Below are 13720 nucleotides of genomic sequence, written 5' to 3'. Positions count from 1 at the left end.
GTCGAGGATCCCCATCACGGCCTGGGCCGTCACCGATTTCCCGGAACCGGACTCGCCGAGCACGGCGAGGGTCTCGCCCGCGTCCACCGAGTAGGGCGCCTATCGTCGGAGGTATGAGCGAGACCGTCGTGGTGTACGAGTACGACCGGCCCGGTGCGGCGCACCCCGCCGGGGAGCCCGCGCCCGGGGACGTGCTGCGCGTGCACGCGGCGTCCACCGCCCCGGGCCGGCACGACGTGCGCGGCCCGCGGACCCTCTGCGGCAAGGACACCTTCGCCATGGAGACGGCCTCCTGGCGGCCCTCCGAGCACCCCGGCTCGCCCTGGTACCCCGAGGCGTACGCGGACCGGGTCTGCCCCGCCTGCGCGGACGCCGCCGACGGGGGATGAGGGGGGACGGTCAGCGGCCGGGGGCCATGTCGTAGGTGACCCACATGGTGCGGGTGGCGACCTGGTCGTACTTGGACCGGGCCCGGTGGTTGTCGTCGGCGGTGATCCACCGCACGACGCTCCAGCCGCGCTCCGCCGCGAGCTCGCCCAGGGCGCCCAGCAGCAGGTCGGCCGCGCCGCAGCCGCGGTGCTCGGGGGCCACGAACAGGTCGTCCAGGAAGCAGCCGGTCGTCGCGGACAGCGGGCGGGCGAACGGGCGGTAGTGGGCGAGGCCGAGCAGCCGGCCCGCGGCGTCCTCGGCGACCAGGGCGCCCGTCTCGTGCGCGGGGTCGTTGATCCAGGCCCAGACCGTCGCGGCGGCCTCCTCGGTCTGCTCCACCCCGTAGAAGTCGGCGTAGCCGCGGTACAGGGTCCGCCACTGGTCGAAGTCACCGGGCTGGGCGGCGCGGACCAAGATGTCTGACATGTGCGGTGTCTCCCGGGGTCGGTGTACGGGGAACCGATCCTGCCGGAGCGCCCCGGCCTCGGATGCGCCGCCGTGTCCAAAGCCGGGCGCGCTCCGCTACGCCGTGGACAGGGGGGGGCGGACGCGGCGGAGCCCGGTCCGGCGTGGCGCCGGACCGGGCCCCTGGGGGTGCCGCGGGGTCGGTCAGCTCACCTGGAGGGTGACGTCGTCGACCACGAAGGAGGTCTGGAGGGACTGGTCCTCCACACCCTGGAACCGAAGGGTGACGGTCTGCCCGGCGAACTGGGAGACGTCGTAGCTCTTGAGCGTGTAGCCGGAGCCCGCGTCCGCGTTGGAGAGGGTCTCCAGGGTCTGGCCGCCCACCGAGACGGTGAACGTGTCGTAGACGGCGGGATCGGTCTCGTCGGTGTCGATGTGCAGGTAGAAGGCGAGGCGGGCCGAGGAGCAGCCGGCCGGGAGGGTCAGCGACTGCGAGGCGCTGTCGGTGCGCGGGGAACCCCAGCCGTTCAGCCACGCCATGTAGGCGCCGGAGTGCGGGGTCTCCCCGGCCTGGTTGGTGATGACCCCGGAGGTGGTGCTCCAGGGGCTCGCGCCGTTCTCGAAGCCGCCGTTGGCGACGACCTGGGCCGGGGTGCAGCTGCCGCCGCCCCCGCTGACGGTCAGGGTGTAGGTGGTGCTGTGGGTGGCGGTGCCGGTACCGGTCACCGTCAGGGTGTACGTGCCGGGGGCGGTGCCCGCGGCGACCTGGACGGTGAGGGTGGCCGACTGGCCGGACTGCACGGAGGACGGGCTGACGGAGGCGGTGACGCCGGCCGGGGCGCCCGAGACGGTCAGGGCGACGTTCTGGGGGCTGCCGCTGACGGTGGTGGTGTTCACCGTCGAGGTGACGCTGCCGCCCGGGGCGGCGGTGCCGGCGGCGGGGGAGGTGGCGACGGAGAAGTCGGAGGCGGGGGTGCCGCTGCCGACGGCCTGCTTCCAGATGGCGTAGGCGACCCCGTCGGCGCTGCGGTCCAGGACCGTGGCGCTGATGTTGCTCGGGGTGTCACAGGCGCTGTGGTAGCAGGAGTCGTACGCCGCGTTCGCGGTACCGCCCCACTTCGAGGCCTGCGCCGAGGTCTTGCGAGCGCTGGCGCCGGCCGCGTAGCCGGAGGTGGGGATGCCCGCCTGCTGGAAGGAGTAGTCGTCACTGCGGCCCTGGCCCTCGGTGTTCTCCTCGGGGGCGAGGTTCAGCGAGGTCCAGTACGCCTTGAGGGGCGCGGCCGTGGTGGAGTTGAGGTTGTTGATGAAGTAGCCGCCGTTGGGCGAGCCGACCATGTCGAAGTTGTAGTAGCCCTTGATGGCGGCGCGCTGGGCGCTGCCGAGCTGGCCGACGTAGAACTTCGAGCCGTTGAGGCCCTGTTCCTCGTCGGTCCACCAGGCGAAGCGCACGTGCTTGGTCATGGTGGGGTTCTTCTGGGCCAGGACCAGCGCGTTCTCCAGCAGGGTGGCCGAGCCGGAGCCGTTGTCGTTGATGCCCGGGCCGGCGGAGACGCTGTCGAGGTGGGCGCCGAACATCACGGTCTGGTCGTCGGGGCCGCCCGGCCAGTCGGCGATCAGGTTGTTCGAGGGGTAGGTGCAGGAGGTGCAGGACTGCTCGCTGACGGTGTAGCCGGCGGCCTGGAGCTTGCCCTTGATATACGCGAGGGACTGCGTGTGGCCGCCGCTGCCGGCGCGGCGGTTGCCGCCGTTCTGCGAGGCGATGGTGCCCAGCTGGTTCAGGTGGGCCTGGACGTTGGCCGCGCTGATGTCCGGCGGGGTGGTGGGGTCGGGCTGGCCGCCGCCTACGGTCAGGGCGTAGTCGGCGGTGTGCGCGAGGGTGGCGCCCTGGCCCTTGACGGTGACCGTGGACGGGCCGGGGGCCGAGGTGGAGCTCGCGGTCAGGGTCAGGGTGGAGGACTGGCCGGACTGCACGGTGGCCGGGTTGAAGGAGGCGGTGACCCCGGCGGGCAGGCCGCTCGCGGAGAGGGTGACCTGCTGGGCCTGGCCGGTGGTGGTGCTGGTGGCGACGGTGGTGGTCACCGAGGCGCCCTGCTGCACGCTGCCCGAGGCCGGGTTGAGGGTGAGCGAGAAGTCACCCTGTCCGCTGGGGGAGCAGGTGGGGTCGCCGGACTGGGCGGGCACGCTGATGGCGTCCCAGGCGGCCTTGGTCTTGTTGAACAGGTCGCAGGAGGCGTCGAGGGACTTGGCGGAACTCAGCGTCGCCGTCCGGTACTTCTTGTACGACATGCTGCTGGTCTTGAGCAGCATGCCGCCGTAGAAGACCTTGCCGGCGTTCTGGATGCCCACGCCGGTGACCGTGGACTGGTTGCAGGTGCTGCTGCTCGGCTTGCCGCCGCCGGGGTTGCTGCCCTCGGCCAGCAGGTAGAACCAGTGGTTCAGGGGCCCCGCGGCCGCGTGCACCTCGGTGTTCGGTATCGAGGAGCTGTAGCAGGACGGGTCGTTGTTGACCGCCGAGGGGTTGTACATGTTCCGGATCGGGCCCCGGCCCTGGAGGTTGATCATCTCGCCGACGGTGTAGTCGGGGGTGTCGTACGGGGAGGGCTCGTTGGCGTAGGCCTCGGTCAGCGCGCCGAAGATGTCGCCGGTGCCCTCGCCCAGCCCGGACTCCTGGCCGCTGGTGCCGCCGGGGGTGTTGGTGTCGATGGCGTGCCCGTACTCGTGGCCCACCACGTCGATGCCGGCGATCCACTCGTTGGCGCTGTTGTGGCCGATGGTGACGGAGCTGCCGTCCCAGTACGCGTTGAGGTCGCTCAGCCCGACCTTGCCGGGGAAGCTGCGGCCGTTGCCGTCCACGCCGCTGCGGCCGAGCCACTGGCGGAGCATGTCCCACTGCTTCTGCGCGGCGAACATCAGGTCCGTGCACCCGGTCTCCTTGGAGGTCGGGTTGCCGGTGCCCCAGGAGTCCGAGGACTTCGAGAAGACGGTGCCGGTGCCGTAGTCCTGGCAGCTCAGACCCGGGCGGTTCGGGTCGCGCAGGGAGTACGTGCCGCCGGACGCGGTGGTGTCGATCGCCAGCGGGTTCGGACCGTTCCACTTGCTGTTGCCGGTGCCCGCGACGACCTCGTCCCAGCGGTCGACGACCTTGCCGGTCCGGGCGTCCACGTAGACGTGCATCCGGCTGGGCGCCGTCTTCGTCGAGCCGGTCAGGACCGTCTCCCAGGCCAGCACCGGCTTGTCGTCCTTGAGCCGGACCACCAGGCGGCTGCTCTCGACCTTGTCCACCTTCGCCAGTTCGGCCCGCGAGGAGGACTCGGCCGCCTTGGCGGTGACGGTCGGGGTGACCGACACGTCGATCACGGTCGAGGAGGCCGACTGGAGGGCGCGGACCTTGCCCTCGCCGTCCGCGAGGACGACCGCGTCGCCGCCGACGACCGGCAGCCCGCGGTAGCTGCGCTCGTACGCGACGGAGAACAGGTCCTGCACCCAGGGGGTGACCAGGCGGCGGTCGTACTGCTGCTGCGGCTGGTTGACCAGGCTGTCCAGGCCGCTGCGGACGGCCGCGTCCGCGGCGGCCACGGCCCGGTCGGCCCGGGAGGGCCGCGGGGGTACGGGATCCGGCTGCTGCGCGGCCGACGCGGTGCCGGCCAGTGCGCCGGCGAGGCTCGCGGTCAGCGCGAAGGCCGCCACGGACGCCGTCCATCTGGTGGGCTGCACGAGTCCACTCCGATCGTGTGTGGGGGGTGTCTGGCTTGTACGCCGCCGCCGAGTATGGGCGTGGACATGGCGAGATTGGGACATCCCTGCGGGCATAAGGCCCGCGTTATGGTGCGTTGGGGCCGCCGTTCGTAAGCTGCCGGGATGCAGCTGGAGTTGAGGCACCTGCAAGCCGTCTGCCGGATAGCGGAAGCAGGCAGTCTGGGCGCGGCGGCGCGCGGGCTCGGGGTCTCCCAGCCCGCGCTCTCCGCCCAGCTGCGCAGGATCGAGCGGGTCACGGGCGGCGAGCTGTTCGTGCGCGGCCGCAGCGGGGTGGAGCCCACCCCGCTGGGCCACTTCGTCCTCGCCAAGGCCCGCCGGGTGCTCGGCGAGATGGACGCCCTGGGCGCCGAGGCCCGGGCGCTGTCGGCGGACGTGCCGCTGCGGCTCGGCTGCATCCTGCTGGTCCTGCTGGACGGCCTGCTCACGCGCACCGACCTGGCCCTGGCCGGGCGGGAGGTGACGGTGGACCTGGAGAACTCGGTGACCACCCTCGTGCGGATGCTCGGCGCCGGCCGGTACGACGCCATCGTCTACGGCGAGGTCAACGACTACGAGGTCCCGCTGCCCGGCGGCGTCCAGGCCCGCACCGTCGTGCCCCGGGAGCCGTTCTGCATCCGGATGTCCGAGCGGCACCCGCTGGCCGGCCGTGCCCGGCTGGACCTGGCCGACCTGGCCGGCGAGCAGTGGATGACCCTCGTCCAGGACGACGACGGCGGCCCCGAGGCCCTGGCCGAGGCCTGCGCCAAGGCGGGCTTCACCCCCTCGCTGCGCCACCGCATCGCCGACCGCAAGATGCAGCACGACCTGATCGCGGCGGGCCGGGCGATCTCGCTGAGCCAGCCCACCGCCCCCGCCGTGCCGGGCACGGTCATGCGGCCCCTGGCCGGGACCCCGGTCACCGGCCGGATCCGGCTGGCCTGGAACCGGGCCTCGGTCTCGGCCCGCCAGGGGGAGCTGCTCCATCGCGCGGCGGTCGAGGCGTATCTGGCGAACGTGGACAACAACGCCTTCCACCGGACATGGTGGGACGCCCACCCGGAAGCCCACCCGAGCCTCGGCTGACCCCTGCCGAGGGGGCGGATTCCAGTCGGGTTACCATATGAGCGCCGCCTAGCTCGAAAGATAACTCTGTGACTGTCAACGAGGACTCGTTCAGCAACTGGAAGACCCGCGAGGAGATCGCGGAGTCGATGATCCCGATCATCGGGAAGCTGCACCGCGAGCGGGATGTAACGATCCTGCTGCACAGCCGCTCCCTGGTGAACAAGTCGGTGGTCAGCATCCTCAAGACCCACCGGTTCGCCCGGCAGATCGACGGCGAGGAGCTCTCGGTCACCGAGACCATGCCGTTCCTGCAGGCCCTGGCCGCCCTCGATCTCGGTCCGTCGCAGATCGACATCGGCATGCTCGCCGCGAACTACAACAGCGACGACCGCGGACTCTCCGTGGCCGATTTCACCGCCGAGGCCGTCTCCGGCGCCACCGGTGAGAACAAGCTGGAGCGCTCCTCCGGCCGCGACGTCGTCCTCTACGGCTTCGGCCGCATCGGCCGCCTCGTCGCCCGCCTGCTCATCGAGAAGGCCGGCTCCGGCAACGGCCTGCGCCTGCGCGCCATCGTCGTCCGCGGGGGCGGCGAGGCCGACCTGGTCAAGCGCGCCTCCCTGCTGCGCCGCGACTCGATCCACGGCCAGTTCCAGGGCACGATCACCGTCGACGAGGCGAACAGCACGATCATCGCCAACGGCAACGCGATCCGCGTGATCTACGCGAACGACCCCTCCGAGGTCGACTACACGGCGTACGGCATCAAGGACGCCATCCTCATCGACAACACCGGCAAGTGGCGCGACCGCGAGGGCCTCTCCAAGCACCTGCGCCCCGGTATCGACAAGGTCGTCCTGACCGCCCCGGGCAAGGGCGACGTCCCGAACATCGTGCACGGCGTCAACCACGACACGATCAAGCCGGACGAGCAGATCCTGTCCTGCGCCTCCTGCACCACCAACGCCATCGTCCCGCCGCTCAAGGCCATGGACGACGAGTACGGCGTGCTGCGCGGCCACGTGGAGACGGTCCACTCGTTCACGAACGACCAGAACCTCCTGGACAACTACCACAAGGCCGACCGCCGCGGCCGCTCCGCGCCGCTGAACATGGTCATCACCGAGACCGGCGCCGCCTCCGCCGTCGCCAAGGCGCTGCCCGACCTCAAGGCGCCGATCACCGGCAGCTCGATCCGCGTCCCCGTCCCGGACGTCTCGATCGCCATCCTCAGCCTGCGCCTGGGCCGCGAGACCACCCGCGACGAGGTCCTCGAGTACCTCCGCGGCGTCTCCCTGCACTCGCCGCTGAAGCGCCAGATCGACTTCACCACCGCCCCCGACGCCGTCTCCATGGACTTCGTCGGCTCGCGCCACTCCTCGATCGTGGACGCCGGCGCCACCAAGGTCGACGGTGACAACGCGATCCTGTACCTCTGGTACGACAACGAGTTCGGCTACTCCTGCCAGGTCATCCGTGTGGTCCAGCACGTGTCCGGCGTCGAGTACCCGACCTACCCGGTCCCGGTCGCCTGACCGGCCCCACCAGGCAGAGCGTGCTCCGGTGCCCCGTCGACAGCCGTCGGCGGGGCACCGCCGCGTTGCCTAGACTGGCGGGGTGAACGACACCGCACTTCCCCCCTGTCCCGAATGCTCCGGCGCGTACGCCTACGAGACGGGCGCCCTGCTCGTCTGCCCCGAGTGCGGGCACGAGTGGACCCCCGCCGCCGACTCCGGCGACACCCCCGGGGAGCGGGTGGTCAAGGACGCCGTGGGCAACGTGCTCGCCGACGGCGACTCCGTGACCGTGGTGAAGGGCCTCAAAGTCAAGGGTCACCCCACCGGCATCAAGGCCGGGACCAAGGTCCGCAACATCCGCCTCGTCGACGGGGTCGACGGCCACGACATCGACTGCAAGATCGACGGCTTCGGCTCCATGCAGCTCAAGTCGAGCGTGGTGCGGAAAGGCTGATTTCCGCCTGACATCCCACCGACTTCCGCCCCCGTCCACCCCCCGGTGGACGGGGGCGTCGTCATGTCCGGGGCCGCTTCCACGGGTGGCGTTCCGGCCGGAGTGGCCTGAACTCCGTGAACGGGCCCCCGTGGGGCGCTGATTTCCACGGGAACGAGCCAGGAGCCGTACGGGTTCGGAAGCGCGGCTGGATCCGGGCTCTAGCGGCCCTTCAAGCGGCCGGGTGATCCTGAGTTCCGGATCGGCCGACAGAAAGAGCCGGACGGGATCGATATCCGGCCGGGCCGAAATCCGAGCACATCCGGCATTCCCGTCCACAGCCCGCGTCGTTGCGCAGGCCTGCGGACATTCCGCTCAGTGCACCTTTCGGCTTCCGCTTCCACCCGAGGGAGACACCCATGTCCGACACCGCGCGCACCCCCGAGTTCGGCTTCGAGGACCTCGACCTGGACCTCGGCGACCTCACCGTCACCGCCATGCGGGACACCGTCGCGCTGCCCGAGGGCGGCGCCTCCTCCGGCTCCTGCTCCTGCCAGGCCTCCTCCTCCTGCGGCAAGGGGGACATGGAGACGCCGTTCGGCTGACCGTCGCGCACGTCCACGACGCAGACCGGCTTCCCGCCGCCCCCTCCTGTGGGCGCGGCGGGAAGCCGCACGCCACAGCCACAGGAGGGGGACCAGCATGCCGCAGCCACACCGCACCCCGGCCGGGGCCGAAACCGGCGGCCACCGGGTCCGGTCCGCGCCGTACGCGCTGGTCCGCGCCACCGTCCTGACCCACCCGGCCCAGAGCCCGGACGCCGCCCGCTTCCGCACCCTCCTCGCCCGGCTCCACCGGATCGACCGGCAGCTCGTGGAGGACGCCGCCCCGCTCTGCGACGACCTGTACGCCAGCCGGGCCGGCCACCCCGCCGAGCTCCACCGCGACGTGGTCCTCCCGCTGCGCCGCGCCCTGCACAACGGACGCGAACCCCGCCCCGCCCTGCTCGAACGCCTCGGCGACCTCCCCGAGCGCCTGCCCCGGCTCGCCTCCTGGCTCGACCTGCGCACCCGCCGCACCGCGCTGCTCGCCGAGCTCGCCCCCGCCGCCGAACGGGCCCTGGCCGCCGAACGCGCCGCCCTGGCCGCCCTGTGCCGCGAGCCTGCCCTCGCCAAGGCCGTCGCCCTCACCAGCGCCGACCTGCTGCGGGCCGTGGAACGGGCGGGCACCGGCGCACAGGACCGCAAGGCCCGCAAGGAGGAGGCCGCCGTCCTGCGGTACGCCCTGCGGGCCAGCACCAAGACCAGCCCGCTGTCCTGGTTCACCGCGGTCGGCTGGGGCCCCCTGCCGCGGACCTCCGGCCGCGCCGTCCCCGCCTGGGGCCGGGAGCCCCTGCTCGAAGGCCCCCTGCACGCGGTCGTGCAGCCCAGCCGGACCCTCACCGCCGCGCTCACCCTCGCCCTCCTCGACGCCCCGCACCGCAGGGCCGCCCTGCCCCACCGCATCACCAGCACCGCCCGGACCGGCGGCGGGCGGGCGGCGTACTCCCGAGACCGGACCGCCTTCGCCGGGGGCCGCTACCTCGTGGCCGCCGAGGACGAGGCCGAGCTGCCCGCCACCGGCCCGCTGGGCCTGGTCACCGAACGGGCCGAGCAGCCCGTACCGCTCGAGGAGCTGACCGGGCTGCTGGCCGCCGCCCTCGCCGGGTCCGGCGGCGGCGACGGCGACGGCCGGGCCGCCGCGGCCGGCTTCCTCGACCGCCTCGCGGAAGCGGGCCTGCTGGTGCCGGGGACCCCGGTCCCACCACAGTCCCCCGACCCCCTGGGCCACCTCGCGCACTGGCTACGCTCCCTCGACGGCCCGCCCGCCGGGGGCGCCGGCCGCGCCGGGGACGGTGCCTCTGCCAGGGACGGCGTTGCTGCCCTCGGCGGTGCCTCCGCCGGGGACGGTGCCCTTGCCCTCGGCGGTGCCTCCGCCGGGGGTGGTGCCCCTGCCCTCGGCGGTGCCTCTGCCGGGGACGGTCTCTCCGCCGCGGTCGACGCCCCCGCCGGGGACGGTGCCTCTGCCGGGGACGGCGCTCCCGTCGGGCACGGCGCCCGCGCCGTCGAGGACGGTGCCCATGCCGCCCGGCTCGACGAGATCGCGCGGATGACCGCGGCGTTCGCCGAAGCGCCCGCCGCGGACCGTCCCGCGCTGCTGGCCGGTCTGGCCCGGCGATGGGCCGAGGCGCTGGCCGCCGCCGGGCGGCCCGTCCCGGCCGTGTCCGCCCCGCTCAGCGCGGTCTCCGAGGACGTCGTCGCCCCGCGCCCCGTCGACCTCGACGGGTTCCTCGACTCCGGCGACCACGAGACCCTCGGCGAGGTCACCGCACTGGCGGAACTCTTCGACCTCGGACACCTCCTGCGCCGGGTCGTCCGCGACCGTTTCGTCGCCCGCTACGGCCCCGGCGGCCGCTGCCCGAACCCCTGGGAGTTCGGCGCCGACATCGCCGACGCCTGGGAGGCCGCCGGACGGCTCGCCGCCCTCGACCCCGCCGACCCCCTCCCCACCGGGACCGCCGCCCTGGCGGACCTGCGCGCCGAGGCCGTGGCGGCCCTCCGGGACGCCGTCGACGGCGACCCCGACCGGGCCCACGAGGTCGTCCTGCCCCCCGACCTGCTCAAGGGCCTCGGCGACCGGCTGCCCGACTGGGCCCTCGCACGCCCGCTCAGCTACGCGTACTTCCTCCAGCGCGACCCCCGCACCGGCCGGCTCTGCGTCAACCAGGTCTACGGCGGCTGGGGCCGCTTCACCAGCCGCTTCCTCGACTCCCTGGCCCCGGACGCCACCGCCGAGGTGTCCCGGCAGATCCGGCGCGCCCTGGGCCCCGGCGCGCGCGCCGCCCAGATCCGCCCCGTCGGCGGGTTCAACGCCAACCTCCACCCCCTCCTCGTCCCGGACGAGATCGGCCCCGACCGCCGCTGGGCCTCCCTCGGCGAAGCCGACCTGGAACTCGTCCACGACGAGACCGCCGACCAGGTGCGCATCCGGCTGCGCGGCACCGGCGAACTCCTCGACGTGCTCTACCCCGGCTTCCTCTCGCCCGTCCTGCTGCCGCGCCGCCTCGGCGCCCACCTCGCCGACCAGCCGCACGGCGCGGTCGACTTCCGCCCCCTCGTCCCCCGGGGCACCCGCCCCGCACCGGGCGGCGGCCAGGTCCTCCACCGGCCCAGGCTGCGCCACCGCGACGTGGTCCTGCGCCGCCGCCGCTGGCTGCTGCCGCCCGACGTCCTGGAGCGGCTGCGCGCCGACCTCGTGGCCGGCGGACCGGTCCCGGTGGAGGCCGCGGCCCGCTGGCGCGCGGCCCTGGACCTCCCCGAACAGGTCTTCCTGCACCCGGTCGCCGCCGCCCCCGGCGGGCACGCCGCCGAGGACCTCCTGAACCGGCTCGGCCGCCCCAAACCGCAGCTCGTGGACCTCGGCAACGCCCTGCACCTGCGCTGCCTGCCCAAATGGCTCTCCCGCCACGACGGCGGCGCCGTCCTGGAGGAGGCCCTGCCCGCCCCCGGCGGGCTGGACGCCCCGGCCCGCGCGGTCGAGCTCGTCCTGGAGGTCTACCGGACCGGGCGGCGGCCATGAGGGGACCGGGCGACGGGGCGACGGACCGACGAGGGACGACGAAGCGGAGCGAGGACGGGAGCGCGGTGCGCATGGGTACCCACGAGGAAGCCCTCGACGTGGTGGTCTACTACCACCACCCCGACAAGGCGCCCCTGCTGCGCGGAGCCCTGCTCCCGCTCGCCGAGGCCTGCGCGGCACGCGGAACGGCCGCCCACGTGGAACGGCACTGGCTGCACGGCCCCCACCTGCGGCTGCGGCTCCAGGGCCCGGCCCGGCAGGTGCGGGAGGCGTCCGAGTCCGCCGCGTCCGCGCTCCGCGACTGGCTCCGCGAGCACCCCTCGCACGGCGACCTCACCGAGGCGCAGCTGCTCGAACGGGCCGCCCTCGCCGGGCGCGCCGAACTCGTGCCCCCGCCCTACGGGCCGATCGAGCCCGACAACACGGTCCGGATCCAGACCGTCGACCGCTCGTCCGTACGCGGCCTGCTCGGTGAGGACGGCGCCGCCCTGCGCGAGGACCTGCTGCGGGCCGGGCTCGGCGCGCTGCGGGCCGGCGCCGGCTTCCTCGGCGAGCACGGCGACGGCGAGCGGGCCCGGATCCGGCTCGCGGTGACCGCGCTCGCCGCCCACGCGGGCGCCCACCCCGCAGGCCTCGCTGGCGGCCACTGGTCGTACGTCTCCCACCTGGAGGAATTCCTGGTCCACGAGGACCCCGACGGCCGGCTGCGGGAGCGCTTCGAACGCCACGGCGAGGCCGCGGACGCAGCGGTGACCGCCCTCGTCGGGCGGATCGCCGGCGGCGGCGCGCTGGGCTGGGAGCGGGCCTGGGCGGACTACTCCGCCGGCGCCTGGCGCCTGGCACGGAGCCGCCACGCCGCGGGCGCCGACCTGCACGGCGCCGCGCCCGAGTACGCGGCGCGGGCCAAGGCCACCGGGGACGCGGCCACGGCGGAGCGCTGGGACCACGGCCTGCGCACCCGCTACAGCGAGTTCCACCGGCTGCTGAGCCGCTCCGACCCGCAGGGGGAGCTGTTCGGCGACCCCGGGTACCTGGTCTACCGGGCCTGCACCAACGCCCTGTACCGGCTCCTCGCCATCTGCGACGTCCGCCCGCTGGAGCGCTACCTGGCGGCCCACCTGGTCGTCCGCGCCGTTCCCGGACTGACCGGCACCGACTGGCGCGCGGAACTCGCCGCGGCCGTGGACACCGTGGAGGGCCGGGCATGACCACCGCAGCGCGTCCGAGGACCGTGCGCAGGCTGCGCCCCGGGGTGGCCGTGACCCCGCTGCGGGCCGCCCTGCACCTGAGGGGCCGGGGCGGCAGCCTCACCCTGGAGGGGAGCGAAGCGCTGCCCGCCCTGTGGCGGCTGCTGGAGGAACCGCTGCGGGAGGGCGGGCTCGAAGACCTCCTCGACGGCATCGAGCCCGGGTCGGCGCTGCGCCGGGCACTGGACACCCTGCTGCGGCAGCTGGCCGAGCACGACCTGCTGACCACGGAGGACGTCGCGCCCGGCCCGGTCGGGCAGTGGCTCGCCGAGAGCGGCGGCCGGCCTGCCGCACTCTCCGCCGCCCGCGCCGAGGTGCTGGCCGGCGACCCGGACGCCCCACTGGCCCGCGCGGCCGGACGGGCACTGGCCGACGGCGGCCTGCCCGTCACGTACACCGCCGACCCGGACCTCCCCGGGGACCGGGTCCTGCTCCGCGCCCACGGCGCCGGCCCGGACCGGGCGGTCGCAGCCGGCCGGTCCGGCACGGGCGGCTACGCCACCGCCCCCGGCAGCCCGGCCCAGGCCCGCTCCGACGCCCGGGCCCTGGAGGCCCGCCTGGCGGCCACCGGGGACTTCGGGCCCGCCGAGGGCTCCGGGTCCGCCAGGGGCGCAGGGGGCGCCGGGGAGGTCGGGCCTGCCGGGGCTGCTGGGGGCTTCAGGGCCGCCGGGGAGGTCGGGACTGCCGGGCCTGCTGGGCCTGCCGGGGACTTCGGGGCTGCCGGGGAGGTCGGGATTGCTGGGCCTGCCAGGGACTTCGGGGCTGCCGGGGAGGTCGGGATTGCTGGGCCCGCCGGGGGCTCCGGGTCCGCCGGGGAGGTCGGGATTGCTGGGCCCGCCGGGGGCTCCGGGTCCGCCGGGGACGCCGGGACTGCCGGGGGCTCCTGGGCCGTCAGGGGCGCCGGGGGCGCCGGGGGCTCCGGGGTCGCCGCTTTCCTGTCGTTGCTCGCCGGTGCCGCCGCGCACCGGTTGCTGTGCGCGGTCGCCGGGCTGGCGGATCCGGCGGCCGAGGGCGGCGACGAGCGGCTGTTGGGCGGGCTGCCCGCCGTGCTCCTCGCCGACGCCCGGCCGCTGCGCGCCGACTACCGCACCTGGCTCGGCCCCGAACGTCTCGACCCCGACCGGCGCACCGGCCTGGCGCCCGCCCGGACCCTGGGCGAGGCGCTGCGGCGGCTGGACGCCCTCGCCGACGGGCGCTGCGGGATCCTGCCGGGGCCGGATCCGGCCGACCTGGGACAGCTGCCCGTCCCGCTGGCCGCCTGCGCACTGCCCGGG

Annotated in this window: 9 protein-coding genes and 2 pseudogenes; 8 read left to right on the top strand and 3 right to left on the bottom strand. The window is 74.5% G+C overall.

Translation table 11 applies throughout. The features are described from left to right. Positions 1–93, bottom strand: a pseudogene (locus tag ACFVXK_RS31220) (ATP-binding cassette domain-containing protein); the annotation flags it as partial. A gap of 20 nt (positions 94–113) precedes the next feature. On the opposite strand from ACFVXK_RS31220, the gene ACFVXK_RS31215 reads away from it, so the two are divergent. Next, entirely contained in the window at positions 114–389 is a 276-nt protein-coding gene (locus ACFVXK_RS31215) for a hypothetical protein (protein ID WP_389618205.1), read from the top strand. Positions 390–399: 10 nt separating this feature from the next. Here ACFVXK_RS31215 and ACFVXK_RS31210 read toward each other — a convergent pair whose 3' ends face one another. Continuing rightward, positions 400–855: a GNAT family N-acetyltransferase gene (locus ACFVXK_RS31210; RefSeq protein ID WP_389618202.1), complete on the bottom strand. Its 456-nt coding sequence runs from the start codon at positions 853–855 to the stop codon at positions 400–402. 183 nt (positions 856–1038) lie between these two features. Beyond that, a complete protein-coding gene (locus ACFVXK_RS31205; protein ID WP_389618199.1) occupies positions 1039–4548 on the bottom strand; it encodes a M28 family peptidase in 3510 nt (1169 codons plus the stop codon). A gap of 144 nt (positions 4549–4692) precedes the next feature. Here ACFVXK_RS31205 and ACFVXK_RS31200 point away from each other — a divergent pair, with 144 nt between their 5' ends. From ACFVXK_RS31200 to ACFVXK_RS31170, 7 genes and pseudogenes are all read left to right on the top strand, one after another. After that, positions 4693–5652: a LysR family transcriptional regulator gene (locus ACFVXK_RS31200; RefSeq protein ID WP_389618196.1), complete on the top strand. Its 960-nt coding sequence runs from the start codon at positions 4693–4695 to the stop codon at positions 5650–5652. Positions 5653–5720: 68 nt separating this feature from the next. Continuing rightward, on the top strand, positions 5721–7166 hold the full coding sequence (locus ACFVXK_RS31195) for a glyceraldehyde-3-phosphate dehydrogenase (protein WP_389618193.1): 1446 nt from the start codon (positions 5721–5723) through the stop codon (positions 7164–7166). A gap of 82 nt (positions 7167–7248) precedes the next feature. Further along, the gene (locus ACFVXK_RS31190; RefSeq protein ID WP_389618190.1) at positions 7249–7602 is read left to right on the top strand and encodes a zinc ribbon domain-containing protein YjdM; all 354 of its coding nucleotides are present in this window, start codon (positions 7249–7251) and stop codon (positions 7600–7602) included. A gap of 398 nt (positions 7603–8000) precedes the next feature. Next, the gene (locus ACFVXK_RS31185) at positions 8001–8186 is read left to right on the top strand and encodes a thiazolylpeptide-type bacteriocin (RefSeq protein WP_385531070.1); all 186 of its coding nucleotides are present in this window, start codon (positions 8001–8003) and stop codon (positions 8184–8186) included. Between the two features lie 97 nt (positions 8187–8283). Continuing rightward, positions 8284–11199: a lantibiotic dehydratase gene (locus ACFVXK_RS31180; RefSeq protein ID WP_389618185.1), complete on the top strand. Its 2916-nt coding sequence runs from the start codon at positions 8284–8286 to the stop codon at positions 11197–11199. A gap of 71 nt (positions 11200–11270) precedes the next feature. Continuing rightward, positions 11271–12407 (top strand): lantibiotic dehydratase C-terminal domain-containing protein, encoded by a 1137-nt coding sequence (locus tag ACFVXK_RS31175; RefSeq protein ID WP_389618182.1) that lies wholly within the window; start codon positions 11271–11273, stop codon positions 12405–12407. Beyond that, positions 12404–13720 (top strand): annotated as a pseudogene (locus ACFVXK_RS31170) (hypothetical protein); the annotation flags it as partial. The gene ACFVXK_RS31175 and the pseudogene ACFVXK_RS31170, both read left to right, overlap by 4 nt.

This window comes from Streptomyces sp. NPDC058157 (assembly GCF_042884105.1).
Classification (GTDB): domain Bacteria; phylum Actinomycetota; class Actinomycetes; order Streptomycetales; family Streptomycetaceae; genus Streptomyces.
Note: the sequence above shows the minus strand (reverse complement) of the source record. Positions and strands in the feature narration are given on the sequence as shown.